A 26,683-nucleotide genomic window follows, 5' to 3' on the forward strand; every position below is an offset into this window, starting at 1 on the left:
CGAATTAAGCCGCGAGGCTGACGAGTCACGTCTGTCACCACACACTCATTGTCATCGCCCGGTTCAACCGGGCGATCCAGTATTCCAGAGAAGCTCGCGATTGAACCGAGAAGCCGCGGCGTACTGGATTCCCCGCCTTCGCGGGGAATGACAGTGTTGCTTGGAGGACCAGCTATCGCCTCATCCTCCGTCATTGCGAGCGAAGCGACTTGTCCGCCGAAGCCTTGGCGAAGGCGGAAGCAATCCAGAATCCTTCCGCGGAAAGATTCTGGATTGCTTCGTCGCAAGGGCTCCTCGCAATGACGCCGTGGAGAGAGCGCGCCAAAATAGATCGCGGCAGCTTCGGTCCTGATGCGATCAGAACCGAAGCTGCCGCGACTGCCTTGTGCAGGCTTACTGCTTAACCTTCCCGTCCTTGTCGTATTGGGCAATGAAGGCCCAGAGATTGTTGATCTCGGTCTCGTTCTTGATGCCGGCGAACGCCATCTTGGTGCCGGGGATCTTGGCCTTGGGGTCCTTGATGTATTCCTTGAACACGGCCTCGTCCCAGGTGATGCCGGAATTCTTGTTCGCGTCCGAATAGCTGTAGCCTTCGACGGTGCCCGACTTGCGCCCGTTGAGGCCGTTGAGCTCGGGGCCGACCTTGTTCTTGGCGCCTTCGCCGATCGCGTGGCAGGCCAGGCATTTGTTGAACGATGTCTTGCCGGCTGCGACATCCTGCGCCATCGCGGCGGGGGCGGTGGCAATCACGGTGAGGATCGTCAGTGCGCCAAAAGTCAATTTTGTCATAAGTGTGCTCTTCGTCTCTTCCCGGGTCAGATGGAGGGCCGTGTTTTGGCAGGTCCGATGCAAGTGGACAAGCCGCGAAACCTTGACAGGTTTCCTGCTAGCAGACTTGTCCCAGAGAGAACTTGCGCTGCAACAAAGCAATGAGACCTTCGGAGGACCTACCCAAAGCGGGCAAGACATGATTGATTTGCTGCGACTTTTCCATCCGGCGGACGAAAGCTTTTGAAATGGCCATCATGATGCCCGCAAGCGACCAGGCCGTGCTCGCGCGCCGCGCTGAGATCGTTGCTGCGTTGCGCGCAATCGTGCCCGGCGAGGGCGTGATCGATACGCCTGCCGAAATGCGGGCCTATGAGTCCGACGGGCTCACGGCCTATCGGCAGCCGCCGATGGTCGTCGTCCTGCCCGACACGACCGAGCAGGTCTCGCTGATCCTGAAATATTGTGCAGGGCAAGGCATCAAGGTGGTGCCGCGCGGCTCGGGCACCTCGCTGTCCGGCGGCGCGCTGCCGCTCGAAGACGGCGTGCTGCTCGGCCTCGGCAAGTTCAAGCGCATCCGCGAGATCGATTTCGACAACCGCGTCGTCGTCACCGAGCCCGGCGTCACCAATCTCGCCATCAGCCAGGCGGTCGCCCATGCCGGCTTCTATTACGCGCCCGACCCGTCCTCGCAGATCGCCTGCTCGATCGGCGGCAATGTCGCGGAAAATTCCGGCGGCGTGCATTGCCTGAAATACGGCATGACCACCAACAACGTGCTCGGCTGCGAGATCGTGCTGATGAGCGGCGAGATATTGCGCATCGGCGGCAAGTCTGCGGAGAACGCGGGCTACGATCTGATGGGCGTCATCACCGGCTCCGAAGGCCTGCTCGGCGTCATCACCGAGATCACGGTGCGCATCCTGCAAAAGCCGGAGACGGCGCGCGCGTTGATGGTCGGCTTTGCCGAGGTAGAGGCCGCCGGCGAATGCGTGGCGCGCATCATCGGTGCCGGCATCATCCCCGGCGGCATGGAGATGATGGACAAGCCGGCGATCCACGCCGCGGAGGCTTTCGTGCATGCCGGTTACCCGCTCGACGTCGAGGCGCTGCTCATCATCGAGCTCGACGGTCCCAAGATCGAGGTCGACGAGCTGATCACGCGGGTCGAGACGATCGCCAATGCCTGCGGCTCGACCACGTGCCAGATCTCGACCTCGGAGGCCGAGCGCAACCTGTTCTGGGCCGGCCGCAAGGCCGCGTTTCCTGCCGTCGGCCGCATCTCGCCGGACTATCTCTGCATGGACGGCACCATCCCGCGCGGCGCGCTGCCGAAGGCGCTTGCCCGCATCCGCGAACTCTCGGAAAAGTACCAGCTCGGCTGCGCCAACGTGTTCCACGCCGGTGACGGCAATCTGCACCCGCTGATCCTCTACGATGCCAACAAGCCCGGCGAGATCGAGCGCGCCGAAGCCTTCGGCGCCGACATCCTGCGCGCCTGCGTCGAGTTCGGCGGCGTGCTCACCGGCGAGCACGGCGTCGGCATCGAGAAGCGCGACCTGATGCCCGAGATGTTTTCCGAGATCGACCTGAACCAGCAGCAGCGGCTGAAATGCGCCTTCGATGCGCAGGGCCTGCTCAACCCCGGAAAGGTGTTTCCGACCCTGCACCGCTGCGCCGAGCTCGGCCGCATGCATGTTCATGCGGGCAAGCTGGCGTTTCCGGATCTGCCGCGGTTCTAGTCTCGATCGCTGCCACGCGCGAAATTTGCCTTTCGCTCTAAACTTGGATACCCGCTCAGTCGTGGATACGCTCAAGGTCAGAGACGCCAAAGACGTCGAAGAAGTCGTGCGCGCGGCGATTGCCAATGAGCAGCCGCTCGAGATCGTCGGTCATGGCTCCAAGCGCGGCATCGGCCATGCGATGGCAACCAATGCCGTGCTCGACGTCTCCGCGCTGAATGCCGTCACCTCCTACGAGCCCAACGAGCTCATCATCACCGTTCAGTCCGGTGCGCCGCTCGCCGACGTGCTGTCACTGATCGACGCCAAGAACCAGCAATTCGCCTTCGAGCCTGTCGACACCGCGCCGCTGCTCGGCACCGCGCCATCGGGCACCATCGGCGGCATGATCGCGGCCGGGCTCGCCGGTCCGCGCCGGATCAGGGCTGGCGGGGCGCGTGATCACCTGCTGGGGGCGCACGCCGTCTCGGGCTTCGGCGACAGCTTCAAGACCGGTGGCAGGGTGGTGAAGAACGTCACCGGCTACGACCTCTGCAAGCTGCTGGCGGGATCCTGGGGCACGCTGTCGGTGATGACCGAGGTCACGCTCAAGGTGATGCCGAAGCCGGAAGCGGAGCGGACGCTGCTGCTCCGCGGCCTCGACGATGCCGTCGCCAACAAGGCCATGACCGCGGCGCTCGGCTCGCCCTTCGACGTTTCCGCCGCCGCGCATCTGCCAAAATCGGCGTTCCGCGCCAAGACCGACGGGCTTGGCGATCTCGCAGGTGAGGGCGAGGCGCTGACCGTGCTGCGGCTGGAGGGCATCACGGCCTCCGCCGCCCACCGCGCCGGATCGCTGCGCGAGTTGCTGGCGCCGTTTGGAACCGCGACGCTGATCGAGGACACGGCTTCCGCGGCGCTGTGGACCACGATCCGCGACGTGCTGCCGTTCGCGGCCGGCGGCGCGCTCGGCGCCTGGCCGGTGTGGCGGATCGTCTGCCCGCCCGCCTCGGGTGCAGTGCTCGGCACGCAATTGGCGCGCGAGACCGGGGGCGAGGTGATCTACGATTGGGGCGGCGGCCTGATCTGGGCGGCGCTGCCGCCGAAGGGCGACGCGCATGGCCCGGCGGTTCGCGCGCGTGCAAACGCGCTCGGTGGGCACGCGACGCTGATCCGGGCGCCCGACGACGTCAGGTGCAATGTCGATGTGTTCCATCCGCAGGCGCCCGGTATCGCCGCCCTGAGCGAGCGGGTCCGCGCCAGTTTCGATCCGAAGACCATCCTGAACCGGGGACGGCTCACGCGGAGCGCTGCTGAATGAAGACCGAATTCTCACTGGCGCAGCTCGCCGACCCTGACATCGCGGAGGCCGACAAGATCCTGCGCGCCTGCGTCCATTGCGGCTTCTGCACCGCAACTTGTCCGACCTATGTGCTGCTCGGTGACGAGCTCGATAGTCCCCGCGGCCGCATCTATCTGATCAAGGAGATGCTGGAGAAGGATCAGGCGCCGACGGCGGAAGTGGTCAAGCATATCGACCGCTGCCTGTCGTGCCTGGCCTGCATGACGACCTGCCCCTCGGGGGTGAATTACATGCACCTCGTCGACCAGGCCCGGGTCAGGATCGAGCAGCGCTATCAGCGGCCCCTGGCCGAGCGGCTGCTGCGCCGGGTGCTGGGCTTCGTCCTGCCGGACCCGCAGCGATTTCGCATCAGCATGGTGCTGGCACGGCTGGCCCGTCCGCTGGCCGTGTTCCTGCCGACGCCGCGCCCCTCGGCCACGCCCGGCCTGGTCCAACGCCTCAAGGCGATGCTGGCATTGGCCCCGCACCGGCTGCCGTCACCGGGGCCGCTCCCGGGCAGCGTGTTCGCCGCGCTCGGCAAGAAGCGCGGCCGGGTCGCGCTACTCCAGGGCTGCGCCCAGCAGGTGCTGGCGCCGCGCATCAACCAGGCCGCCATCAGCCTGCTCACCCGTCACGGCATCGAGGTCGTCCTGGTCAAGGACGAGCAGTGCTGCGGGGCGCTGACCCATCATCTCGGCGACGACCACGACGCCTTGGCCCGCGCCCGCGCCAATATCACGGCCTGGCAGAAGGAAGCGGCAGGCGAGGGGCTCGACGCCATCCTGGTGACGGCCTCGGGCTGCGGCACCGTGATCAAGGACTACGGCTATCTCCTGCGGGAAGACAAAGCGTTTGCGGCCGATGCGGCGAAGGTGTCTGCGCTCGCCAAGGACATCACCGAATATATTGCCGGCCTTGGACTCGAACCGACCGCGCGCCAGGACAACATCGTCGTCGCCTATCACTCCGCGTGTTCGTTGCAGCACGGGCAGAAAATCACAGCTCTTCCGAAAGAATTGCTTTCCAAGAATGGATTCGTGGTGAAAGATGTGCCGGAGAGCCATTTGTGTTGCGGTTCGGCGGGGACTTACAACATTCTCCAACCCGAGCTTGCGGGCCGGTTGCGCGATCGCAAGGTCGCCAACATCGCAAGCATCAAGCCGGACATGATTGCCGCGGGCAATATCGGCTGCATGGTGCAGATTGCCAGTGGCACGTCAGTTCCGGTCGTACACACGATTGAGCTTCTCGATTGGGCTACGGGCGGGTCGCGGCCGGCACTGAACGCGTCAGTTTGAGCTTTCAGAGCCTGAACTTTCCTCCCGAGGTGACGACTGAAGGCGCCCGATCGACCATTGTTCGGCGGCAACAGGAGGACCACGATGGCGAAAGCGAAGAAGAAGAAAAGCAAGAAGGCCAAAAAGGCCAAGAAGGTTGTAGCGGCGAAGAAGACCGCCAAGAGGGCAACCAAGAAGTCCGCGAAGAAGTCTGCCAAGAAGACTGCAAAGAAAGCTGCGAAGAAGTCTGCCAGGAAGGCAGCCCCGAAGAAGGCCGCCAAGAAGGCTGCGGCGAAGTCGGCCAAGAAGGCCGCACCCAAGAAGGCCGCGAAGAAAGCGGCACCGAAGAAGGCGAAGGCAGCTCCTGCTCCGAAGCCATCGGCACCGGTGGAAGCTCCGGCTCCCGAGCCTGCCTCCGAGACAAGCTGGGCGATGCCTTCGTCTTCTGCGGAACCCGCGCCGGCAGAGGGGCAGGGGTAAGCCCGGCCGCTCCCTGGCTCTTGAAGCGATCAGCAATCAGGAAGGCCGCGGCGCCGGGCGCTGCGGCCTTTTTGCATCGTCGCAAGCTGATTCTGCTTCAGCCTTCGGCCGTGCCTGTCTGATTCGTGGCCTGGGGTCGCCCAGCCGAAGACCCCGGACTTACACGGGCCTCCTGTGCACTTTGGAATGCAAAAAATGTGATCGGGAAGCCACACAGGCGGACAACCTTTCGTGAAATGGTCAAAACGCCTAAAAAGTCGGCAGATGCCCGCGCTTTTTGCTTCACGGTTCCTATCCGCCAATCCAGATTGTCGCAGTGATGTAATTTGCAATCAGGTCGAGCGCCCCGGGGGGCTTCCGGGATCCGACTGGGGTCTAAGAACTGGTGATGGGGATCGAAATGAAAAAAGTGGCTTTGTTGGCAACGGCGCTGGCAATCGTGACGACGGGCTCGGCTTTCGCGGCAGATTTGCGGGTGAAAGCGCTGAAGGCCCCGCCGCCGCCGGCCTTCGATCCCTGGGATATCGCCTTCGGCGGTGGGATCATGAGCGACTACATCTTCCGCGGTATCAGCCAGTCGAACCACAAGCCGTCGGTCACGGCCTATTTCGAGCCGCGCTACAACGTCAACAAGGACCTCCAGCTCTATATCGGTGCGTCCGCCTCGAGCATCTCGTTCCCGAACCGCGCAGCGGCGGAAGTCGACATCTACGGCGGTATCCGCCCGACCTTCGGCATGTTCGCCTTCGACTTCGGTGTCTGGGGCTACCTCTATCCGGGCGGACAATGCTTCGGCTCGCAGGGCACCCTGCTGCAGGGCAATTGCGGCGGCGACATCGACTACTCGCAGGGCGCGATCGGCCTTCCCATCAACGGCAACTTCGCCAAGAAGAGCGCGAGCTTCTACGAAGGCTATGCCAAGCTGAACGTCACCCTCAACGATCAGTGGACGGTCGGCTTCAACGAGTACTATTCGCCGAACTTCCTGAACCTCGGCGCCTGGGGCAACTACGCCTCGATCACCGCCAAGTGGACCGCGCCGAGCACGACCTTCGGTGCCAGCGGCGTCGGCATGTATGTGTCGGGTGAGTTCGGCCGGCAGTGGCTCGGCACTTCCGACATCTTCTACGGCATCGCGGGCGATCCGGTGTACGCGAACGGCATCAAGGAGCCGAGCTACAACACTTGGAACGTCGGCGTCGGCTTCACCTACAAGGTGTTCACCCTCGATCTGCGCTACTACGACACCGACCTGAGCAAGGGCGACTGCAACGCCTTCACCAGCGACCACACCGCGAAGTTCGACGGCAGCTTCACCGCCATCAATCCGGGCGGCTTCGGCTCCAACTGGTGCAGCGCGGCCGGCGTCGCCAAGCTCTCGTTCGACCTGACGGCGATGACCAACCTGAAGTAAGGTTCTTCCCGACACGACTTAGCGAGGGCGGCAGGGCAACCTGCCGCCCTTTTGCTTTGGGAAGCCACTCGCGTTGACGGCCGCTCCAGATGCCCGTCCTGGCCGCGCCGGTCCCGGCCGTCCACGTAGTCGCACCAAGAGCGTGGATGCCCGGGACCAGCCCGGGCATGACGATGCGATCGCCTGAAGCGCCTCAGCCCGCCGCGCTCGGCTCCTTCGCAGTCAGCGCGCCGTCGCCGAGGACGTGAATCGCACCGTCCTCCACCAACGCCACCTTGCGGGTATGGAAGGCGTCCAGGGTCGAGCGATGGCCGATCGAGACGATGGTGGCCTGTGGCAGCTTCTCCGTCAGCAGCCGATAGAGCCGGTCCTCTGACGGCTCGTCGAGCGAGGCGGTCGCCTCGTCGAGGAAGAGATAGTCGGGTACGTGCAGCAGTGCGCGGGCAAGCCCAAGGCGTTGCTGCTCGCCGAGCGACAATGTCCGGTTCCAATGAGCGTCCTCGTCGAGCCGGTCCGCCAGGCGCGGCATGCCGACCGCAACCAGGGCGTCGCGGATCTTCTCGGGCGGGATAGAGCCGTGCCCGGCCGGGTAGATGACGGCGTCGCCGAGCGGGCCGATCGGGAAATACGGCCGCTGCGGCAGCATCATCAGCTTCGCCTTCTCGGGAATGGCGATCGTGCCGGTGCCGAACGGCCAGATGCCGGCCATGGCCCGGAACAACGTCGATTTGCCGGAGCCCGACGCGCCGGTCACCAGCACCCGCTCCGACGGCTGGATCGTGAAGGCATCGGCTGCGACCAGGGGCGTGCCGTTCGGCAGGTTGACGAGCAATTGCTCGAGCGTGATGGCCTCGCCCTTCGATGGCACGACGTCGATAGCCGGCTCGAGCGTCGCGCCGCGGGCGGCGGCGCTGACCGACATCTCGAAGCCGTCGAGGCGGGCGATCACGGCGCGCCACTCGGCGAGCGAGCGATAGGCCGTGACGAAGAACGACAGCGCATCCTGCACGCTGCCGAACGCCGAGCCGGTCTGCATCATGTCGCCGAGCTGGATGCGCTTGGCGAAGTAGGCGGGCGCCACCACCACATAGGGAAAGATCGTTGCAGCCTGTCCGTAGCTTGCCGTGAATGCGGTCAGGCGCTTGGTCCGGCTCATGATCTCGTACCAATTGCCGATGACGAAGCCGAAGCGCTGCAAGAGACGCCCCCGCTCGGCGTTCTCGCCTTTCAGGAGGGCGATCTGCTCGGAATTCTCCCGCACACGGATCAGGTTGAAGCGGAAATCGGCCTCGAAGCGCTGCTGCTCGAAATTCAGATTGATCAGCGGGGCGCCGATCCAGTGGGTCAGCGCGGTACCGGCGATCGCATAGGCCACCGCGCACCAGACCAGAAAACCGGGGACGACGATATCGGTGCCGTAAATGTACAAAGGCGCCTTGTAGGAGAGGCCCCAGAGGATGACGACGAACGAGGCCAGCGTCACGATTGAGGACAAAAGGCCGAGGCCGATGGTCAGCGTCTGTTCGACGAAGGTCTTGACGTCCTCGGTGACACGCTGGTCCGGATTGTCGGCAGCGTCGCCCTTGAGCTGCATGCGGTAATGCGTGGCGCCGTCGAGCCATTCGCCGAGATAATGTCGCGTCAGCCATTGCCGCCAGCGGATCTGCAGCCACTGGTTCAGGTAGAGCTTGTAGACGGCCAGCGCGACGAAGGTGAAGGCAAGGCCAAGGAAGATCCAGACCTCCTTGACGAACTCGGGCAGATCGTAGGCCTGCAGCGCGCTGTAGAACCGGTTCTGCCATTGATTGAGCAGCACGTTGATCGCGACCAGCACCAGCTCCATCGCGACGATGACGGCGAGCAGGCCGCGACCGGCCCATTTGTCCTCCGACCGGAAATAGGGGGCGGCGATTCGCCAGACGATCGCGAGCGTGGCGCTGATATTCTTCACAGAGCGGAATCTCCTCGGGGAATGTGCACAAATGCCCGCAGCCAAAGACTTGAAACCATGGCGGAAAGCGGCGCGCTTAGACTAAAGTCGCAAGTTCTGCAATTTGCGTTGTCCTGTCGCACCCTGCAACCCTAGCATGGCGTTCAGCGGCGCGGGGTAGGGACGCTCCGGGATTTCGCGACCTTGTGAGCGGACGGGAACCGCTGCATCCGCGAGGAATTCGCATCCAGCTCGGGGGTTATCGCTTCCAGCGTCAAGCAGGATCGGCTCTCCACGCGGGCCGCCTGCCGCAACATGCGTGGGGGAGGAACACCATGTGGAATCAAATCTATGATCCGCTGCACAGCCCGGTGCTGTCGACGATTGCGGCGGCGGTGCCGGTCGTCACGCTGCTGGTCCTGATCGCGAGCGGCCGCGTCCAGGCCCATATCGCGGCCGTCATCGCCGTGATCGTGACCAACCTGATCACGATCTTCGTCTTCACCATGCCGGCGAACATGTCGATCCGCGCCTCGGTGCTGGGCATCGTCACCGGCTTCTTCCCCATCGGCTGGATCGTCCTCAACGTCATCTTCCTCTACCAGGTGACGGTGAGCACCGGCCGCTTCGAATTGCTCAAGCGCGCGGTCGGCGGCGTTACCGAGGACCGCCGGCTGCAATTGCTGCTGATCGCGTTCTCGTTCGGGGCGTTCTTCGAGGGCGCCTCGGGCTTCGGCACGCCGGTCGCCATCACCGGCGCCGTGCTGATCGGGCTCGGCTTCTCGCCGCTCGCAGCCTCCGGCCTTTCGCTGATCGCCAACACCGCGCCGGTCGCCTATGGCGCGCTGGGCACGCCGATCCAGGGCCTCGCCTCGGTCACCGGGCTCGATCCCTACATCCTGGGCGCGATGGTCGGCCGGCAATTGCCGTTCTTCTCGCTGATCGTGCCGTTCTGGGTGGTGTGGGCGTTCGCGGGCTGGAAGGGCATGAAGGATGTCTGGCCGGCGATCCTCGTCACCGGCGTGTCGTTCGCAATCCCGCAATTCGTGATCTCGAACTACATCAATCCCTGGATCGTCGACATCGGCGCATCGCTGATCTCGATGGGCGCGCTGATCCTGTTCCTGAAGGTCTGGCAGCCGAGGGAGCTCTGGCTGTCGCCGGCGCTGCGCGGCCGCGACGAATCGGCGGCCACCATGGCGGCCGCAAAGCCGCTCGACAGGACGCCGCTGACGCAGAGCGAGCTGTTCAGCGCGCTCTTGCCGTGGATCATCGTCTGCATCGTGATGCTGGTCTGGGGCAACGGCGCCTTCAAGGCCTGGGCGAATTCGATCTTCGTCTGGAACTATCCGGTCCCCGAGCTGCACCAGATGATCAACAAGATGCCGCCGGTCGCGCCGGGGCCGACCAAAGAGAGCGCGGTGTTCGGCTTCACCTATCTGTCGTTCACCGGCACGGGCATGCTGATCGCGGCGATCATCTCCGGCGTCCTGATGGGGGTCCGTCCCGGCCGGCTCCTGACCGAATACGGCCGGACCATCCGGCTGTGTGCGATCTCGCTGATCACGATCTCGGCGATGCTGGCGATCGGCACGCTGACGCGCCTGTCCGGCGTCGACGCGACGCTCGGCCTCGCCTTCGCGGCCACCGGCGTGCTCTATCCCTTCTTCGGCACGCTGCTCGGCTGGCTCGGCGTGGCGCTGACGGGATCGGACACCGCCTCCAACGTGCTGTTCGGAAACCTGCAGAAGATCACCTCGGAGCAGCTCGGCCTGTCGCCGATCCTGATGAGCGCGGCCAACTCGTCCGGCGGCGTGATGGGCAAGATGATCGACGCCCAGTCGATCGTGGTCGCCTCCACCGCCACCAATTGGTACGGCCACGAGGGCACGATCCTGCGCTTCGTGTTCTGGCATTCGATCGTGCTGGCCTGCCTCGTCGGCGTGCTCGTGACGTTGCAGGCCTATGTCTGGCCGTTCACGGCGATGGTCCTGAAGTAGCAGGCCACGTCCGGCTTTCGACGCAGATCCCCGCGAGGTTCGCCCTCGCGGGGATCTTTGCATCCGGGCAGCGCGAACCTTCTCAATGGCGCCGCCGTCTTATAGAAGGTGCGGAAAATCAGGTCGGACGAGAGGTCTCATGGTTCTGTTCAAGCGGTTGGTGTGTGCGGCGGTTGCAATACTCGCGATGTCCACGCTCGCGCGTGCCGAGGACGGTTTTCCGTTCGGCACCGAGATGACGCTGGAAGCGTTGCCGCAGGCAGGCTCCAAACGGATTCCGAACATCGAGATCGGCGACCACGGCGAGGTCGTGCTGGAGCTCTGGTGCAAGGGCGGCAAGGGCCAGTTCTCGGTCGCCGGCAACACCGTGATCTTCGTTCCCGGACAGATCCAGGACCGCTCCTGCCCGCCGGCAAGAGCCCAGGCCGACGACGAGCTCGTCGCGGCGCTCGCCAGCGTCGAGACCTGGAAGCGTCAGGGCGATGTGCTGACCCTGATCGGCCCCAAGCCGCTGCGGTTCAGGACGACGGGGAATTAGGGCTCTCGTGTCCCGGACCAGGCGCGTCGCGCAAGCGACGCGCCGCAGAGCCGGGACCCAGACTCTCCGCGATCCAGTCTCTGGCCTCTGGGCTCCGGCTCGTAGCGCTTCGCGCTACGTCCGGGGCATGGCGTACGTCACTTCCACACCGACTTGTCGGCGTCCCAGCGCTGACCCCTGAGCTCCCTGGCGAGCGCCTCGATCGAACCGTTGTCGTCGGGCTGGTCGCCTTCCTCGTCGACCGAGGCGTCGTCGGAGAGATTGAGCTTGGCGCCGCTGCTCTCGTCGGCGGTCGTCGTCGCGGGGCTGCCGATCCAGAGCATGAGCTTGTCGGTGGTGCCGGGCTTGTCCGGCGAGACGAGCCCCGTGACCTCGATTGTGTCGGTCAGCTCGAGCGCCGGAAAATCCTGGTTCGGGCGCTTGAAGACCAGCTTGAGCTTGCCCGTGGCGGAGTTGAAGCTTTGCGAGACCGGCTTTGCCGCGAGCGTTCGGCTCAAGACGTTCGAGACGGCGGTTGCCAGCTTGTTGCGGTTGATCTTGTCGCCCTCGCGCCAGTCGGCCGCGGCAAAGCGGATGGTGCGGTCCATCTCGGTCATGCCGGCGGTCCACCCTGCGGCAGTGACGCCTTGCATCGCCTTGAACTTCGCCAGCAGCGCGCCGGCGCGCTCGGGATCGACCGACATGTTGATGGTCTGCTCGCCCGCGCGCAGCGCATCGCAGCCGACATTGAGGCTCGCAAGCGTCACCTCGACGTCCTGGCCCTTCAGGCTCTTCAGGAAGTCGGTCGCCGCATCCAGCTTGACCTTGACCGCGATCGCCTCCGGCGAAACGTCGGTAAAATCCTTCGGCTGCGCCGTGATGCCGTCGTCGGAGGTCTGGTTGTCCAGGAATTCCTTCTCGCTGAGATCGGAATTGTCGGGCGAGGTGACCTCGGTCACCGCCTGGCCGATGCTGATCTGGCCGCGAAACTCGAAGAAGTCTCCGCTCTGCTTGCGCAGCAGCTTGACGCTGACGGGCGCCTTCTCACTGATGCTCTGCGTGGTGCCGGTCAGCGTCTGGCCCGCGACCTGGAGATTGACGACGAAGCGGTCCTTGCGGTCGGAATTCTTCGCGATCGGGTAACAGACGTCGAGCACGGCCGCGGTGACCGTCTTGCCCTGGCGCGTCTCCTTCAGGATCACGTCGGCATTGCCGTCCATCAACCCGTCGATCGAGGTGAAATAGCGCGTCTCCACGCCGCCGGGCGCCGTGGCCTTGGGCGACAGCTTCATCTGGGCGGAGGCGACCTTCGGTGAAGCTGCCAGCAAAACCGCCAACAGGGCTGTCGAACAAACCAGAAGCGCGCGCATCGACGACATCCTCAAGCAATCAGAATCGGCGCCACCGTAGTGGGTTTTGGCCGTGGATTGAATCGGAAAGCGGTACCCATCGTTCCCAAAAAGAAGGCCGCCCGGAGGCGGCCTTCACAACATTGTCGTGCAAGGATGGACTTAGAAGCCGCCCATGCCGCCGCCGGCGGGCATGGCGGGCGGGGCTTCCTTCTTCGGCGTCTCGGCGACCATGGCCTCGGTGGTCACCAGCAGGCCGGCCACGGAGGAGGCGTCCTGCAACGCGGTGCGCACCACCTTGGCCGGATCGATGATGCCCTTCTCGACCATGTCGACATAGTCCTCGTTCTGGGCGTCGAAGCCGAAGGTCTCGGACTTGTTCTCCAGGATCTTGCCGACCACGATCGAGCCTTCCACGCCGGCATTCTCGGCGATCTGGCGGATCGGGGCTTCGAGCGCCTTCAGCACGATGTTGATGCCGGCCTGGACGTCGGCATTGGCGTTGGTGAGGCGTCCCACCGCCTTCCTGGCGCGGAGCAGCGCGACACCGCCGCCGGGGACGATGCCTTCCTGCACCGCGGCGCGGGTGGCGTTGAGGGCGTCCTCGACGCGGTCCTTCTTCTCCTTGACCTCGATCTCGGTCGCGCCGCCGACGCGGATCACCGCGACGCCGCCGGCGAGCTTGGCGAGGCGCTCCTGGAGCTTCTCGCGGTCGTAGTCCGAGGTGGTCTCCTCGATCTGGGCCTTGATCTGGCCGACGCGGGCCTCGATGTCGGGCTTCTTGCCGGCGCCGTTCACGATGGTGGTGTTCTCCTTGTCGATCACCACCTTCTTGGCGCGGCCCAGCATCTTGACCGTGACGTTCTCGAGCTTCATGCCGAGGTCTTCGGAGATGAGCTGGCCGCCGGTCAGGATCGCGATATCCTCGAGCATGGCCTTGCGGCGGTCGCCGAAGCCCGGCGCCTTGACGGCGGCAACCTTGAGGCCGCCGCGCAGACGGTTGACGACCAGGGTGGCCAGCGCCTCGCCCTCGACGTCCTCCGCGATGATGACGAGCGGCTTGCCCGACTGCACCACCGCTTCCAGCACCGGCAGCATGGCCTGCAGGCCCGAGAGCTTCTTCTCGTGCAGGAGGATGTAGGCGTCCTCGAGCTCGGCGGTCATCTTCTCGGGGTTGGTGACGAAGTAGGGGCTGAGATAGCCGCGATCGAACTTCATGCCCTCGACGATGTCGACTTCGGTGTCGAGCGACTTGTTCTCTTCGACGGTGATGACGCCCTCGTTGCCGACCTTCTGCATCGCCTGGGCGATCATCTTGCCGATGGCGGCATCGCCGTTGGCCGAGATGGTGCCGACCTGGGCGACCTCGGAGGAGGCCGCGACCGGCTTGGCGCGCTTCTCGATGTCCTTGACGACGGCCAACACCGCGCTGTCGATGCCGCGCTTGAGGTCCATCGGGTTCATGCCGGCGGCAACCGCCTTGGCGCCCTCGCGCACGATGGCCTGGGCCAGCACGGTCGCGGTGGTGGTGCCGTCGCCGGCGAGGTCGTTGGTCTTGGAGGCGACCTCGCGCACCATCTGGGCGCCCATGTTCTCGAACTTGTCCTCGAGCTCGATCTCCTTGGCGACGGTGACGCCGTCCTTGGTGATGCGAGGCGCGCCGAACGATTTCTCGATGACGACGTTGCGGCCCTTCGGGCCGAGCGTCACCTTGACGGCGTTGGCGAGAATGTCGACGCCGCGCAGCATGCGATCGCGCGCGTCTCCGGAAAACTTGACGTCTTTGGCAGCCATTTCTGCAGTCCCTCGTGTTTCGTGATTGGCTCGTCGCATCGCTTCCGGGATCCGAAGATCGAACCCCGGCGGAATGATGGATGCCCGGATCGCTTGGATCCGGGCATGACATTCAGCGGCTGTTCAGGCGGATGGCCTTAGGCCAGCACGCCCATGATGTCCGACTCCTTCATGATCAGGAGCTCTTCGTTGTCGATCTTGACCTCGGTGCCCGACCACTTGCCGAACAGCACGCGGTCGCCGACCTTGAGGTCGATCGGGGTCAGCTTGCCGGTCTCGTCGCGGCCGCCGGGGCCGACGGCGACGACCTCGCCCTGGGACGGCTTTTCCTTGGCAGTGTCCGGAATGATGATGCCGCCCTTGGTCTTTTCCTCGGCGTCGATACGTTTGACCACGACACGGTCATGCAGCGGACGAAATTTGGATTTAGCCATGACGTTTCCCTTTGGAGGCTCGCTTCGGAAGTAGTGGAAGTGGGTGCGGCGGCGCTTCCGTCCATCCCCTATCCCAGGGTTCGAACGACGCGCTTAGCAATCGGGCTTTCCGAGTGCTAATAGTGGGCTCGGAAATATGGCTTGGCCGCGATCCTGTCAAGCAAAGGTGGTTAAGCGATTGGTGAGGCGGATATAGGATGGTGGCATTGGAAACTTGTTCGGGGCGCCGACGTATCGAAGGACGTCATTGCTCCGGCAGCTTTTTTGCGCTTGGCTGCGTGAGGGGTGCGGCCATGGTCTTGCTCGGGGGAATGCCATGATCAGTTCAGCTCACGCGCGCACGGTTGCCAATCTGGCAGCCGCCTCTTGTCTGGCGCTGCTGCTGGGCGCCTGTGGCGGCGGCATGAGCCTGCCGTCCTTCTCGTCCGCGCCGCCGCCCGAAGCGGAGCCCGGCGTCGCCCCGGAAATGCCTGCGACCATTCGCGCCGACGAGATCGTGGGCCGCTGGGGTCTGGCCTCGTTCCAGAACCCGGCCGACCGCGCCCGCACCGAGGCGGCCGCCCGGGCCCAGTGCAAGAATCCCTACGTGATCACCGCCGGTTCCTCCGGCGGCGTGATCATGCATCTGGCTGACCAGGCGACGCCCCAGGAGCTGCGGCTGAAGGGCTCGCCGAGCGGCAAGAACTACATCGGACCGGCGGGGCCGACCCCCGGCGAGCAGGACCGCGAAATCGTCTCCTTCGACGGCCGCGTCCTGATCACCCGCTTCATCGACAAGGACGCCGCCACCCGCTACGGCAACATGGTCTACGTCCGCTGCGCACCGAGGGCTTAAAGGCGATCGTGCGACTTCCCCTCTCCCCCCAAGTGGGAGAGGCGGCTCGCCGCGTAGCGGCGAGACGGGTGAGGGGGCTCTCTCCCCACGTCTAACTCGCATTGGAATGCGCGGAGAGACACCCCTCATCCGGCGCTTCGCGCCACCTTCTCCCACAAGGGGAGAAGGGGCAGTCGCTTGTTGGGCGATAGAAATCAAAAAAACGCCGGCCTCGTGGCCGGCGTTTTGTTTTTCTGTCGGTCTTGCGCGCTCAGTCGAACAGCGCGTCGATGTCGTCCTGCGAGGCGTGGCCGACGTCGCCGTTGAGCTTCGGGCCGTTGAGAAGCTTTTCGTCCTCGCTGCGATTGTCCACCTGCGGCGGCACGTGGGACTTGATCGCGTCGACGCCGCCCCAGATGTCCATCATCGCATTGATGTGCTGCTCGATGAACTTCATCGTGGTCATGACCTTGCTGATGCGCTGGCCGGTCAGGTCCTGGAAGTTGCAGGCTTCGAAGATCGAGATGACACGTTCCTGGATGTCGTCGGCGAGCCGCTTCTGCTGGTCGATCGAGTCCACCTTGGACATGGCGCTGGCGGCCTGGTCGATCGATTCCGCGGCTTCGAGGATCTGCTGCGTCGCCTGCTCGGTGCCGCCGACCACCGCGCCGAGCTCGCCATTGACCTTGGCCATTTCGCCGCCGTCAAAGCTCTTGCCGTGCAGCGTCGCGATTTCGCGCTTGGTGCGGTCGATGGCGTCGTGGATGAGGTCGAGCTCGACCTTCAGCTTCTCGCACTGCTCGATCTGGGCCCGATAGGTCTCGAGCATCGTGCGCGCCTCGGAAAGCTCGTGGGCGGTGGAGGCGTCGATCGCCGCCATGGCCGCGCTACCGGACAGCGGGGCCGCCGTGATGCCCTTCGCCATCTGCGCGCGGATCGCGCGTAGCTCGGCCATGATCTCGCTATGCATCGGGATTGCCTCTTCGGTTACGTCCAAAATCGGCATCTCGCCACCAGCGATGTCCTCGACGCGAAAACGTTTGCGGTGAACAGCCATCAGGATACTCCCCCACCTCACTCACGCGTCTTTGTAGGCAGAAGCGATTTAACACGAAGTTCACAGCCGGAACTGTTGTGCTGCGTCGCGCGCCGGGGTGCAAAGAAGCGATTAACCATGGCCGCGCCGCGTTCATCGAAAATAAACGCTGATCGCCAAATTGCCGCTTCGCTCGCGACGTGGTGAATCCAAACACGCTTTCCGTTTACCAAACAAAACGGCTTTTGCCTTTTATTGACCACGTCGAAGGGCGCGGACCAGCCATCAGCTCTCCACGACGCATGTGATCTAGACGAAACAGTACAGAGTACGTCGATGTTCAAGAAAATGTCTGTCGCGCTGCTCGGCAGCGCTTGCACCTTCATTGTCGGCGCGAACGAGGCCAGCGCCTTCGACAACGCCGTGCCGAACGATCCGCCCGCGGTGCTCTATGCGCCGCAGGTGCCGCCCGCGCCGGTGCGCGTCGCCTCCAATTCGAACATGGGCGGCGGTTTCATCGAATTCCTGTTCGGCGACGGTCCCGGCCGCGGTCCGGCCTACGCGCCCGAGCGGCCGGTGTATCAGCAGCAGCCGGCTTATTACGATCAGCGCCGCCTGCCGCCGGTGGGCGAGCCGCAGATGCAAGGCGGATATCAACAAGGCGGATATCAGCAGGGTACGCTGCAGCAGGACGCGGTCGATCCGCGGCAGCGTCAGTTCGATCCGAAATTCGAGAAACAACTCGTTGACTATAGCGGCAAGGAAAGTCCCGGCACGATCGTGGTCGATACGCCGAACAAGTTCCTCTACCTCGTCGAGGGCAACGGCCGGGCGATGCGCTATGGCATCGGCGTCGGGCGCCCCGGCTTCACCTGGTCCGGCGTGAAGTCGATCACGGCCAAGCGCGAATGGCCGGACTGGACGCCGCCAGCCGAGATGCTGGCGCGCCGGCCGGATCTACCCCGGCACATGGAGGGCGGCCCGGAGAATCCGCTCGGTGCCCGCGCGATGTATCTGGGCTCGACGCTCTATCGCATCCACGGCTCCAACGAGCCCTGGACCATCGGCACCAATGTGTCCTCCGGCTGCATCCGCATGCGCAACGAGGACGTCATCGACCTCTATGGCCGCGTCAATGTCGGCACCAAGGTCGTGGTGATGTGAAGCGTCATGCGCTCGATGCAGCGATCAAATCCGATTGCCGCGCCGACTCGAAATGCGCGGCATCCAAGTGGGCGCTGCCGCCGCCGAACGCCTGCCTGAAGGGTCTATGATTGCTGACGGTGCCGCAACCCGAGACGAGGGACAGCGGAGCGGCGACGACGAGTTGACGAGGCCGGATGCGGTGCGCGAGCCGAGCGGTTCAAGCGCCGCACCGTCAGCTCCGCCTTCCTGATGCGCTCGTGCAGTCCTTCCAACTCGTACAATTCGGTGATGAGATGTGTTGTGACGTCGCTCAGGCTTGCAATGCGCTGCTGAAGTGGACTCATTCTCGAAACCCTTCGACTATAGCCAAGAGAGGCAGCCACGACGTGTGGCAAGCAACGTGTTCGCCCAGTTGAACACCTATGTCCAAATTTGGAAATCCGGGAGTCTACGTGCTGCACGTGTCGGAGTGCGATTTCGTTCTGTATGGTGAAGTCAGGCTCGTCTCGTGACGTTCTGCTCAGTGCTCTCCGACAAGCGCCGCATGCACTAATCATATTATATCGATTGGCCTCCTTGCGGGTGATGGCCGAGCGGACGCTTGAGCTCTGCTTCGAAAGAAATCGGCCGCCCGGAGGCGGCCGTTCCACGTCTGTCGCTCGAATTGCCTACGCGTAATCGCTGCCGCCGTCGTCGTCGCCGCCGAAGTCGCTGTCGTCGGCCGTGTCGAAGCTGTGGTCGCGATCGTCGCCGTAGTTCTGGTCGTTGTTGTCGCGGTCGTTCGACGCCTGGTCGGTGAAGCCCTGGCGGGACTCGCGATTCGAGCCGACGTCGTCGAGACCGGCATCGCGCGCGAGCGAGCCGCCGGACTGGTCGCTGCCGCTCCAAGGGCTTCCACCGGCGCTACGGTCACCGAGGCCATTGGTGTCGCCGAAAGCCTGCTGGTGCGATCCGCCCATCATGCCGCGGATGCTGGAGAGCAACAGCGAGCCGCCGACGACGCCGGCCGCGGCCGCGGCCGCCGTGCCGAGGAACGAGCCGCCGCCACCGCCGACCGGCGGAGCGCCATAGCCCTGACCCGGGCCTTGTTGGCCGTAGGCCTGTCCGTAAGGCGGCGCACCGTAGCCCGGCTGCGTCTGCTGCGCCGCTCCGCCGCTGTTCCAGACTGGCCTCTGCTCACGCGGCGGCACGTTCGGAACCGAGCCGCGCGAGGGGCCTCCGCCGAACAGCGTGTCACGCATGGTGTCGAGGAAGCCGCCGGACTGCGCCTGTTCGGGCGCATGGGCCGCTTCCAGCTCCTGGATGCGGGCATTCGCGCGCTTCAGCGCCTCGTCCTGCACCAGCGTCGTCTGCACCAGCGCATAGACCGCGCCGGGCGCCTTGCGCAGCCCGTCGGAGATCGCGGCGATCGCATCGGGATCGCGCGGTGCATTTTCCAGCTTTGAAAGCCGGTCAAAAAGGTCGTCGACGAGCTGGCGTTCCTGCGGCGTCATGATCTCTCTCCTTTGCGCAAAACCAAGCGCGCAGGAGATGTAGGGTTCCATTGTGGCCCCAACAGTGCCGGCCGGATTAAATTTCGGTATGCGACAAGCTGCCTCGCGGCTTGCCGTCCGCCGTCTTCACCCCAGCGTGGCGCCGCTGTCCGCCAGCAGACGCGCGAAGGCGTCGCTTGCGAGATAGGCGTGCTCCCGCTCGCGGACATCGGTCATCGGGTCGAGGCCGGCAAGGACATCGTCGACGAAGCCGGGGTGGCACATCACGAGGCCGCCGTCGGGGAGGCCTTCCAGGAATTGCCGCATCAGCGCGCCGAAATCGGTCGCCCGCGTGAAGTCATAGGCGCCGGCGAAGCCGGGATTGAAGCTGAGGCCGGCGCTGCCGGCGCGGCGGCGGAATTGCGCGCTGAGGATATCGAGCACCATGGCCTTGGGGGAGGCCAGCCGCAGCTTGAGCGGCAGGTCGCGGCCGCACTGGCGCACCCAGGCGTTTGGCGCGGCGGCAACGACCGCATCGACGAAGCCGTCGCGGACCTGCGGATAGAGCTGCACATGCTGATGGCCGTCGACGAAGTCGGGTGCGCGGCCGAACGCCTCCGCGAAGGCGGCGAGCTGCGCCTTCACCTCGTTGCGGAAGAATTCGGGGTCGAGCCGCCGTAACACGCCCGCGCGCAGCAGCTTCGGAAACGGCATGAACATGTCGCCGTCGAGCGGACGGAAATGCATGGTGAGCGGCCGGAACGGCGCCGACAGCGTCACGTGCAATCCGATCGCGCAGCGCGGGCTCGCTGTCGCGGCGGCCTGGAGCGCTTCGACCTCGCTGCGCTCGATCGCCGGCCCCACCGTCATCACCGACGTGGCGTTGAGGCGACCGCGTTCGATCAGGTCGCGGATGGCACGGTTGACGCCCGGACTGATGCCGTAATCGTCGGCGCAGAGCCAGATCCGCCGCAGCTCCGCGGCCGCGCTCATTCGGCCGCCGTCCTCTTCGCGGCGTCGTCCGCCTTGTCGGTCTCGTAATGCTTCTCGGTGTGCTCGGCGACGAAGTAGATCGGGCGCGCCTTCAGCTCGGAGAGGATCTTGCCGATATATTCGCCGACGATGCCGATCATGATGAGCTGCACGCCGCCGATCGTCATCAGGCCGATCACGAGCGAAGGATAGCCGGGCACCTGCTTGCCGGTCGTGAACACCTCCCAGAGGATCGAAAGGCCGAACAGGAAGGCGCCTCCGGCGAGGATGACGCCGAACAGGCTGGCGAAGCGCAAGGGAGCCACCGAAAACGAGGTCAGGCCCTCGATCGACAGGCCAAGCAGGCTTGCGGCGTTGAAGGTGGTGACGCCGTGGACGCGCGCCGCGGGCTCGTAATCGACCCGGATCTGGCGGAATCCGATCCAGCTGGCGAGGCCTTTGAAGAAGCGGTTGCGCTCGGGCAATTGCCTGAGCGCGGCGACAGCGCGCGGGGAGAGCAGGCGGAAGTCGCCGGCGTCCTCGGGAATCTTCTGCCGTGCGCCCCAATTGATCAGCGCATAGAAGCCGTGCACGGCGACGCGGCGCAGGAAGGTCTCGTTGTCGCGATGCGCCTTGGCGGTGTAGACGACGTCATAGCCGTCTTCGATCCAGTGCCGTACCAGCTGTTCGATCAGGGCCGGCGGATGCTGGCCGTCACCGTCCATGAACATGACGGCGCCGAGCCGGGCATGGTCGAGGCCGGCCATCAGCGCCGCCTCCTTGCCGAAATTGCGCGACAGCGACACCACCTGGACGTCGATCGCATCGGCCGGCAGCGAACGCGCGATCGCCAGCGTCGCATCCTTGCTGCCGTCGTCGACATAGACGACTTCGCAAGGCAGCCGGTAGCGCTCCCGCAAGGTTCTTGCGAGATCGCAGATGCGCTGATGCAGGGCGGCGAGGCCCGCCGCCTCGTTGTAGACGGGGACGACGATCGACAATCCCTTCGCGGCGGCGGTGCCCGCGGTGGTCGTCATGCCTGATACGTCAGAGCCCAGCGTCATCGATCAAGGTCCCAGGGGCGTTCAAAGTCATCTCAACAGCATATGGTAGCTGCCGTTTGCTGTCGCAAAGCTGAACGGAAAAGCTGAACCGGCCCGTGGCTCACCGCCGCAGGAACGCTTCGAGCTTCGCGAACAGCGGGTTCTCCCGGTCGAACACGTAGTCGAGCGAGACCACCGAGACGGTCTCGGCGCCATGCTCGCGCAGGAAGCTCGCCAGCGCATAGAGCTGCCCCGGTGGGCAGTGCAACGTCAGCATGCCTGACGAGGTCGGCCCGCCGAACGGAGCCTCGACGCCGAACCGGCTATGGGCTTCGCCGAGCAGGGCGGCGTCGCATTGCCGGAAGCGGGTGCGGACCTCGCGGTATTTGTTGGCCCGCGCCCTTGCGGCGATGTGATCGAGGATGATGCGCGCCGTCTCCCGCGCCTGCGGCGACCAGTCGGCCTCCTTCGAGGCGACCAGATTGGCCTGGCTGCGCAGGATCACGCCGTCGTCGAGCACCCGCAAGCCGTTGGCGGCGAGCGTCGCGCCGGTCGTGGTGATGTCGACGATCAGCTCGGCGCTGCCGGCCGCAGGTGCGCCTTCGGTCGCGCCGGCGCTTTCGACGATGCGGTAATCGGTGATGCCGTGGCTCTGGAAGAACGCGCGGGTGAGATTGACGAACTTGGTCGCGACCCGCATCCGCATATGATGCTGCTCGCGGAAGCCGGTGGTGACGTCGTCGAGATCGGCCATGGTGCGGACGTCGATCCAGGCCTGCGGCACCGCGACGACGACGTCGGCATAGCCGAAGCCGAGCCCGTCGATCAGCGACACGCGCTTGTCGGCATCGGCAATGTTCTCGCGCACCAGGTCCTCGCCGGTGACGCCGAGATGCGCGAAGCCGCGCGACAGCTGCGATGCGATCTCGCTCGCCGAGAGATAGGCAACCTCGACATTGTCGAGGCCGGCGATGGTGCCGCGATAGTCGCGGGCGCCGCCGGCCTTCGACAGCTTCAGGCCGGCGCGGGCGAAGAAGGCCTCGGTGTTTTCCTGCAGGCGGCCCTTGGAAGGAACGGCCAGAACGAACGGCGCGCTCATGATCAAGCCCCCACCTTGCGGCCGATCCTGGTCAGCGCATCCACCCAGACCGAGAAGCCGACCGCGGGAATAGGTTCGGCCGAGCCGAGCTGGGTCATCAGTCCGTCATAGCGGCCGCCGGCGACCAGCGGCTCGGCGCCGTTGCCCCGGTGATGCAGCTCGAATTCGAAGCCGGTGTAATAGTCGAGGCCGCGTCCGAATGCGGTCGAAAAGCGCGTCTGCTTCACGTCGATGCCGCGCGCCGCCATGAAGCCGACCCGGCTTTCGAACTGGTCGATGGCCGCAGCAAGGTCGAGCTTTGCATCGGCGGTGAGCGCGCGCAGCGCGGCGATGGAATCGTCGGGATTGCCTGATATCGACAGGAAGCGCTTGAGCACGGTGATCGCCTCGCGCGGCAGCGCGCCGCCCTTCAGCGTCGATTGCTCGAGGAAGCGATCGGCGATCTCGGCCGTGGTGCGGCCGCCGACATTGGTGGTGCCGGCGATCGACATCAGGTCGGTGACGAAGGCGAGCGCGGCCTTGCGGTCGGAGCCCGCGAGCGCGGCGAGCACGCCCTGATATTCGCTGCGGGTCGCGGTGGTCGCGGCCGCCAGCCGCTCCAGATCCTGCTCCAGGCTGATCTTGCGGTTGAAATCCTTGACCAGGCGGCGGCGCCAGACCGGATAGAGGTCGAGCGCATCGAGCAGCGCGTTGAACAGCGCCACGTCGCCGGTGCGGATCTCGACGTCGCGGACGCCGAAGGCCGCGGTCGCCTCCAGGGCAAGTGCCAGCGTCTCGGCGTCGGCCGCGGCGCGGTCCTGGCGGCCGAACGATTCGATGCCGGCCTGCAGGAATTCGCTGGCCTGGCCGCTGCGGTAGCGAAACACCGGACCGAGATAGCTGAACCCGGCCGGCTGGCCGGCGCGGCCGGAGGCGAGGTAGTCGCGGGCGACCGGAATGGTCAGGTCCGGACGCAGGCACAGCTCCTCGCCCGTGAGGTCCGTGGTCAGGTACAGGCTCTTGCGGATGTCCTCGCCGGAGAGGTCGAGGAACGGCTCGGCCGGCTGCAGGATCGCCGGCTCGGCCCTGACATAGCCCGCCTGCGCGAACGACAAGAGCAGCGTATCCGCCCAGGCGGCGGAGCCGGCAGCATTTGAGGTGGCAGTCGCGGTCATGACAGAGGTCCATCGTCCCGGTGGAACCGGGCAGGGCAAGGGAAGGACAGGAATTGCGCAGCCCTTAGCATGGCCCGAAAGCGGTTTCGACCTCCAAAGGATCAATCGCTTAACGGGGGGTCAGTCGGATTTGGCGCCGGTGATCCGGCCGCCCCAATCGCCCAGCACCGCCTGCACCAGCGCCAGCGCCGCCACGGCGGCCGTGTCAGCCCGCATGATCCGGGGTCCCAGGGCGAGCCGGAGGATCCTGGGTTGCCGCAGCAGCAGGGCCCGCTCTTCTTCGGCAAAGCCGCCTTCGGGGCCGATCAGGACGTCGATACCCTGTCCGGCCGCGCGCGCGGCTTGCAGGCTCTGAACCGGGTTCTCGACCTCCGCGGCCTCATCGCAGAAGATCAGCAGGCGGTCGGCCGGGCGCTGGCTGAGGAAGCGCTCCAAGGCGACCGGTTCGGCGACACTGGCGATGCTCAAAATGCCGCATTGCTCGGCTGCCTCGACGACATTGGCCCGCATCCGCTCGGTGTTGACCCGGGAGGCCTGGGTGAACCGGGTCAGAACCGGCTGCAGCGCGGCGGCGCCCATCTCGATGGCCTTCTGGACCATGTAGTCGAGCCGGGCATGCTTCAGCGGGGCGAAGACGTAGGCGAGGTCGGCAAGTCGGTCCTGGGGCCGGGTCTGCTGCAGGATGACGAGGCCGTCCGGCCGCTTGCGGCCTTCAATGGCGGCCTGCCACTCGCCGTCCCGCCCGTTGAACGCCAAAACCTCGGCCCCGGCGCCAAGCCGCAGCACATTGCCGAGATAATTGCTCTGATCGCGGTCGAGCGCGACCCTGGCGTCCTGGGCAAGGGGGGCGTCGACGAACAGGCGGGGGGCGCGAAAGTCGTGGGCGGGCATCGTTCAAAAGTCCAATTTGGCGCCGTTATTAACCGAAAGCGGCCATTTGGGGGGTAAATATTGCCAAACCGCCGCGTCGGTGCGCCGCGCTCTTGCCCTATTCGGCGGGTTGTTAAGCGCCGGCGGGAATCGTAAAATCGCGAGCACGCTGGTTGCGCTTCGATTGGAAGACGCTGGACCCCGTTGGCTCCTGCCGGAGAGATTTTCTTGATGATCCGTCATTTGATGGTTCCGATCGCTGCCGCCATGGTCACCATGGTTGCCTCTTGTGCCTATGCGCAAAGCGCGTTCCCGGCCCCCCTGCCCAATCAGGCTCCCACCAGTTCTGCGTTTCCGCCGGTGAACGGCTCGGCGCCGACCGCGTCGGTTGGTGCGGCTCCGCAATCGTCATTTCCCGTGAACGGCGCCGCGCCGATCGGTGGCGCCGGTGCTTTCAGCGCGGCTCCGCCGACCCAAGCCGGTCCCGGCGAGGATTGCATGAAGGCGTTCATGCCCCTGCGCGAGGAAGCCGAGAAGCGCGGCAAGCTGATCAAGGCCGCGAGCGACCGTCACGCGCCGCCTGACGAGGCTTGCAAGCTGATCCGCAATTTCAGCCAGGCTGAAACCAAGATGATCAAGTACATCGAGGCCCACGCCGCGAAGTGCGGAATCCCGCCGCAGGTCGGTGCTCAGATGAAGGACGGCCACAAGAACACCGAGGCAATGGCGAACAAGGTCTGCAACGTTGCGCAGCAGATGCAGAACCAGCCGCGCGGTCCGGCCGGCCCGTCGCTGAGCGAGGTGCTTGGGTCGGGCTCGGCGCCTGAGGCCAATGCCGGCAAGAAGGGCGGCAGCACCTTCGACACGCTCAACGGCAACGTCCTCACCCGATGATACACGTGCCGCCGATTTGAAGTTCCTACGGTGCTCGCCGCGAGATCTCATAGGAACTTCAAATCGATAAGCGGCACGTGAACTAAAATTTTCTGTGCTAGTGCCCTTGTAGTTTTCGAAGTTCGTACCGGAATACGCCGCGATGGAATACGAACTTCGAAAACTGGGCACTAGCACATCCGCCCGCGTTGCCGATTCCACCGGCAACTGGGTCGATACGCTCGCGCCGCCTTGGGCGCGGCCTTACCTCCGCCTGTCCCGCTTCGATCGTCCGATCGGCTCCTGGCTGCTGTTGATGCCATGCTGGTGGTCGGCTGCGCTCGCGAGCGGCATGGCGCATGACGTCCGCGGACTGCCGCTCACCATCGCGCTGTTCTTCGTCGGTGCCTTCGTAATGCGCGGAGCGGGCTGCACCTGGAACGATATCACCGACCGCGATCTCGACGACAAGGTCGAGCGCACGCGCTCGCGGCCGCTGCCGTCGGGGCAGGTGAGCACGAAGCAGGCGCTGGCCTTCATGGTCATGCAGGCGCTGATCGGCCTTCTGGTGCTGCTGCAGTTCAACCGCTTCGCGATCGCGACCGGAATCGCCTCGCTCCTGATCGTCGCGATCTATCCCTTCATGAAGCGGATCACCTGGTGGCCGCAGATCGTGCTCGGGCTTGCCTTCTCCTGGGGCGCGTTGATGGGATTTGCCGTCACCTTCGGCCGCATCGATCTCACTGCTCTGGTGCTCTATGCCGGCGCGATTTCCTGGGTGATCGGCTATGACACGATCTACGCGCATCAGGACGCCGAGGACGACGCGCTGATCGGCATCAAGTCGACCGCACGCCTGTTCGGCGCGCATACGCACCAGGCGCTGATCCTGTTCTACGGGCTGTCGGTGATGCTGATCGGCGTCGCGCTGGCCTCAGGCGATGCGCGCTGGCCGGCCTGGCTCGGCCTCGCCGCCTTCGCCGCGCATCTGGCGTGGCAGATCGTGCGGCTGCGGATCGAGGATCCGAAATTGTGTTTGCGCCTGTTCAAGTCGAACAGGGATGCGGGCTTGCTGCTGTTCGCCGGACTGCTCGCCGACGCGCTGATGCGGGCGGCGTAGCTGTCGTAGGGTCGTCGTAGGGTGGGCCAAGCGAAGCGTGCCCACCTTTCCTATCAAT

General features: G+C 65.1%; 23 protein-coding genes. 11 read left to right on the plus strand and 12 right to left on the minus strand.

Going from position 1 to position 26,683, the window contains the following annotated elements; genetic code table 11:
* Positions 1-393 precede the first annotated feature (393 nt).
* Positions 394-789 carry a cytochrome c-550 CycA gene (gene cycA / locus E4K64_RS18330; RefSeq protein WP_135164778.1) on the minus strand — a complete coding sequence of 132 codons (396 nt, stop codon included), beginning with the start codon at positions 787-789 and terminating at the stop codon, positions 394-396.
* A 227-nt stretch (positions 790-1,016) separates the two neighbouring features.
* On the opposite strand from cycA, the gene E4K64_RS18335 reads away from it, so the two are divergent.
* The 5 genes from E4K64_RS18335 to E4K64_RS18355 all read left to right on the plus strand — a co-directional run bounded on the left by E4K64_RS18335 (position 1,017) and on the right by E4K64_RS18355 (position 7,002).
* Positions 1,017-2,510: an FAD-linked oxidase C-terminal domain-containing protein gene (locus tag E4K64_RS18335; protein WP_135164779.1), complete on the plus strand. Its 1,494-nt coding sequence runs from the start codon at positions 1,017-1,019 to the stop codon at positions 2,508-2,510.
* Positions 2,511-2,571: 61 nt separating this feature from the next.
* On the plus strand, positions 2,572-3,810 hold the full coding sequence (locus tag E4K64_RS18340) for an FAD-binding protein (protein WP_135164781.1): 1,239 nt from the start codon (positions 2,572-2,574) through the stop codon (positions 3,808-3,810).
* Positions 3,807-5,129, plus strand: a complete 1,323-nt coding sequence (gene glcF, locus E4K64_RS18345; RefSeq protein ID WP_135164782.1) for a glycolate oxidase subunit GlcF — start codon at positions 3,807-3,809, stop codon at positions 5,127-5,129. The genes E4K64_RS18340 and glcF overlap by 4 nt, the downstream gene beginning before the upstream one ends.
* 84 nt (positions 5,130-5,213) lie before the next feature.
* Positions 5,214-5,588: a histone gene (locus tag E4K64_RS41155; protein WP_135164783.1), complete on the plus strand. Its 375-nt coding sequence runs from the start codon at positions 5,214-5,216 to the stop codon at positions 5,586-5,588.
* Positions 5,589-5,988: 400 nt separating this feature from the next.
* Positions 5,989-7,002, plus strand: a complete 1,014-nt coding sequence (locus E4K64_RS18355; RefSeq protein ID WP_135164784.1) for a TorF family putative porin — start codon at positions 5,989-5,991, stop codon at positions 7,000-7,002.
* 193 nt (positions 7,003-7,195) lie between these two features.
* On the opposite strand, the gene E4K64_RS18360 is transcribed toward E4K64_RS18355, so the two are convergent.
* The gene (locus E4K64_RS18360) at positions 7,196-8,953 is read right to left on the minus strand and encodes an ABC transporter ATP-binding protein/permease (RefSeq protein ID WP_135164786.1); all 1,758 of its coding nucleotides are present in this window, start codon (positions 8,951-8,953) and stop codon (positions 7,196-7,198) included.
* 314 nt (positions 8,954-9,267) lie between these two features.
* Between E4K64_RS18360 and E4K64_RS18365 the strand changes: the two genes are divergently transcribed.
* Positions 9,268-10,932, plus strand: a complete 1,665-nt coding sequence (locus tag E4K64_RS18365) for an L-lactate permease (RefSeq protein ID WP_135164788.1) — start codon at positions 9,268-9,270, stop codon at positions 10,930-10,932.
* A 139-nt stretch (positions 10,933-11,071) separates the two neighbouring features.
* Positions 11,072-11,470 carry an META domain-containing protein gene (locus E4K64_RS18370; RefSeq protein ID WP_167772106.1) on the plus strand — a complete coding sequence of 133 codons (399 nt, stop codon included), beginning with the start codon at positions 11,072-11,074 and terminating at the stop codon, positions 11,468-11,470.
* 137 nt (positions 11,471-11,607) lie between these two features.
* Here E4K64_RS18370 and E4K64_RS18375 read toward each other — a convergent pair whose 3' ends face one another.
* From E4K64_RS18375 to E4K64_RS18385, 3 genes are all read right to left on the minus strand, one after another.
* Positions 11,608-12,819, minus strand: a complete 1,212-nt coding sequence (locus E4K64_RS18375; protein ID WP_135164790.1) for a hypothetical protein — start codon at positions 12,817-12,819, stop codon at positions 11,608-11,610.
* Positions 12,820-12,960: 141 nt separating this feature from the next.
* Positions 12,961-14,592, minus strand: a complete 1,632-nt coding sequence (groL, locus tag E4K64_RS18380) for a chaperonin GroEL (protein ID WP_135164791.1) — start codon at positions 14,590-14,592, stop codon at positions 12,961-12,963.
* Positions 14,593-14,729: 137 nt separating this feature from the next.
* Positions 14,730-15,026 carry a co-chaperone GroES gene (locus tag E4K64_RS18385; RefSeq protein WP_028134320.1) on the minus strand — a complete coding sequence of 99 codons (297 nt, stop codon included), beginning with the start codon at positions 15,024-15,026 and terminating at the stop codon, positions 14,730-14,732.
* 316 nt (positions 15,027-15,342) lie between these two features.
* On the opposite strand from E4K64_RS18385, the gene E4K64_RS18390 reads away from it, so the two are divergent.
* Positions 15,343-15,861, plus strand: coding sequence for a hypothetical protein (locus E4K64_RS18390; RefSeq protein ID WP_167772107.1), 519 nt, complete (start codon positions 15,343-15,345; stop codon positions 15,859-15,861).
* Positions 15,862-16,111: 250 nt separating this feature from the next.
* On the opposite strand, the gene E4K64_RS18395 is transcribed toward E4K64_RS18390, so the two are convergent.
* Positions 16,112-16,897, minus strand: coding sequence for a protein phosphatase CheZ (locus tag E4K64_RS18395; protein WP_126261939.1), 786 nt, complete (start codon positions 16,895-16,897; stop codon positions 16,112-16,114).
* Positions 16,898-17,212: 315 nt separating this feature from the next.
* On the opposite strand from E4K64_RS18395, the gene E4K64_RS18400 reads away from it, so the two are divergent.
* On the plus strand, positions 17,213-18,040 hold the full coding sequence (locus E4K64_RS18400) for a L,D-transpeptidase (protein ID WP_135164794.1): 828 nt from the start codon (positions 17,213-17,215) through the stop codon (positions 18,038-18,040).
* Between the two features lie 650 nt (positions 18,041-18,690).
* On the opposite strand, the gene E4K64_RS18405 is transcribed toward E4K64_RS18400, so the two are convergent.
* The 6 genes from E4K64_RS18405 to E4K64_RS18430 form a co-directional block, all read right to left on the minus strand.
* Positions 18,691-19,515, minus strand: a complete 825-nt coding sequence (locus E4K64_RS18405; RefSeq protein ID WP_135164795.1) for a DUF2076 domain-containing protein — start codon at positions 19,513-19,515, stop codon at positions 18,691-18,693.
* A 126-nt stretch (positions 19,516-19,641) separates the two neighbouring features.
* Positions 19,642-20,487 carry a ChbG/HpnK family deacetylase gene (locus E4K64_RS18410; RefSeq protein WP_135164796.1) on the minus strand — a complete coding sequence of 282 codons (846 nt, stop codon included), beginning with the start codon at positions 20,485-20,487 and terminating at the stop codon, positions 19,642-19,644.
* Complete coding sequence (locus E4K64_RS18415) at positions 20,484-21,530, minus strand: glycosyltransferase family 2 protein (RefSeq protein WP_135164797.1); 1,047 nt, start codon at positions 21,528-21,530, stop codon at positions 20,484-20,486. Before E4K64_RS18415 ends, E4K64_RS18410 begins: the two co-directional genes overlap by 4 nt.
* 100 nt (positions 21,531-21,630) lie before the next feature.
* Positions 21,631-22,608, minus strand: coding sequence for an ATP phosphoribosyltransferase (gene hisG / locus E4K64_RS18420; protein ID WP_126261934.1), 978 nt, complete (start codon positions 22,606-22,608; stop codon positions 21,631-21,633).
* 2 nt (positions 22,609-22,610) lie between these two features.
* The gene (locus E4K64_RS18425) at positions 22,611-23,762 is read right to left on the minus strand and encodes an ATP phosphoribosyltransferase regulatory subunit (protein ID WP_126261933.1); all 1,152 of its coding nucleotides are present in this window, start codon (positions 23,760-23,762) and stop codon (positions 22,611-22,613) included.
* Positions 23,763-23,882: 120 nt separating this feature from the next.
* Positions 23,883-24,653 carry a 16S rRNA (uracil(1498)-N(3))-methyltransferase gene (locus E4K64_RS18430; RefSeq protein ID WP_135164798.1) on the minus strand — a complete coding sequence of 257 codons (771 nt, stop codon included), beginning with the start codon at positions 24,651-24,653 and terminating at the stop codon, positions 23,883-23,885.
* Between the two features lie 210 nt (positions 24,654-24,863).
* Between E4K64_RS18430 and E4K64_RS18435 the strand changes: the two genes are divergently transcribed.
* Both E4K64_RS18435 and ubiA read left to right on the plus strand, forming a co-directional pair.
* Entirely contained in the window at positions 24,864-25,526 is a 663-nt protein-coding gene (locus E4K64_RS18435) for a hypothetical protein (protein WP_135164799.1), read from the plus strand.
* 142 nt (positions 25,527-25,668) lie between these two features.
* A complete protein-coding gene (ubiA, locus tag E4K64_RS18440; RefSeq protein ID WP_135164800.1) occupies positions 25,669-26,625 on the plus strand; it encodes a 4-hydroxybenzoate octaprenyltransferase in 957 nt (318 codons plus the stop codon).
* Positions 26,626-26,683: the final 58 nt, after the last annotated feature.

Source organism: Bradyrhizobium frederickii, from assembly GCF_004570865.1.
GTDB classification, from domain to species: Bacteria; Pseudomonadota; Alphaproteobacteria; order Rhizobiales; family Xanthobacteraceae; genus Bradyrhizobium; species Bradyrhizobium frederickii.

Excerpts from the sequence above, each read along its gene's own strand:
- cycA (WP_135164778.1), bottom strand. The coding sequence starts at position 789 with ATGACAAAATTGACTTTTGGCGCACTGACGATCCTCACCGTGATTGCC.
- E4K64_RS18335 (WP_135164779.1), top strand. The coding sequence starts at position 1,017 with ATGGCCATCATGATGCCCGCAAGCGACCAGGCCGTGCTCGCGCGCCGC.
- glcF (WP_135164782.1), top strand. The coding sequence starts at position 3,807 with ATGAAGACCGAATTCTCACTGGCGCAGCTCGCCGACCCTGACATCGCG.
- E4K64_RS41155 (WP_135164783.1), top strand. The coding sequence starts at position 5,214 with ATGGCGAAAGCGAAGAAGAAGAAAAGCAAGAAGGCCAAAAAGGCCAAG.
- E4K64_RS18355 (WP_135164784.1), top strand. The coding sequence starts at position 5,989 with ATGAAAAAAGTGGCTTTGTTGGCAACGGCGCTGGCAATCGTGACGACG.
- E4K64_RS18365 (WP_135164788.1), top strand. The coding sequence starts at position 9,268 with ATGTGGAATCAAATCTATGATCCGCTGCACAGCCCGGTGCTGTCGACG.
- E4K64_RS18370 (WP_167772106.1), top strand. The coding sequence starts at position 11,072 with ATGGTTCTGTTCAAGCGGTTGGTGTGTGCGGCGGTTGCAATACTCGCG.
- E4K64_RS18375 (WP_135164790.1), bottom strand. The coding sequence starts at position 12,819 with ATGCGCGCGCTTCTGGTTTGTTCGACAGCCCTGTTGGCGGTTTTGCTG.
- groL (WP_135164791.1), bottom strand. The coding sequence starts at position 14,592 with ATGGCTGCCAAAGACGTCAAGTTTTCCGGAGACGCGCGCGATCGCATG.
- E4K64_RS18385 (WP_028134320.1), bottom strand. The coding sequence starts at position 15,026 with ATGGCTAAATCCAAATTTCGTCCGCTGCATGACCGTGTCGTGGTCAAA.
- E4K64_RS18390 (WP_167772107.1), top strand. The coding sequence starts at position 15,343 with ATGATCAGTTCAGCTCACGCGCGCACGGTTGCCAATCTGGCAGCCGCC.
- E4K64_RS18395 (WP_126261939.1), bottom strand. The coding sequence starts at position 16,897 with ATGGCTGTTCACCGCAAACGTTTTCGCGTCGAGGACATCGCTGGTGGC.
- E4K64_RS18400 (WP_135164794.1), top strand. The coding sequence starts at position 17,213 with ATGTTCAAGAAAATGTCTGTCGCGCTGCTCGGCAGCGCTTGCACCTTC.
- E4K64_RS18405 (WP_135164795.1), bottom strand. The coding sequence starts at position 19,515 with ATGACGCCGCAGGAACGCCAGCTCGTCGACGACCTTTTTGACCGGCTT.
- E4K64_RS18410 (WP_135164796.1), bottom strand. The coding sequence starts at position 20,487 with ATGAGCGCGGCCGCGGAGCTGCGGCGGATCTGGCTCTGCGCCGACGAT.
- E4K64_RS18415 (WP_135164797.1), bottom strand. The coding sequence starts at position 21,530 with ATGACGCTGGGCTCTGACGTATCAGGCATGACGACCACCGCGGGCACC.
- hisG (WP_126261934.1), bottom strand. The coding sequence starts at position 22,608 with ATGAGCGCGCCGTTCGTTCTGGCCGTTCCTTCCAAGGGCCGCCTGCAG.
- E4K64_RS18425 (WP_126261933.1), bottom strand. The coding sequence starts at position 23,762 with ATGACCGCGACTGCCACCTCAAATGCTGCCGGCTCCGCCGCCTGGGCG.
- E4K64_RS18430 (WP_135164798.1), bottom strand. The coding sequence starts at position 24,653 with ATGCCCGCCCACGACTTTCGCGCCCCCCGCCTGTTCGTCGACGCCCCC.
- E4K64_RS18435 (WP_135164799.1), top strand. The coding sequence starts at position 24,864 with ATGATCCGTCATTTGATGGTTCCGATCGCTGCCGCCATGGTCACCATG.
- ubiA (WP_135164800.1), top strand. The coding sequence starts at position 25,669 with ATGGAATACGAACTTCGAAAACTGGGCACTAGCACATCCGCCCGCGTT.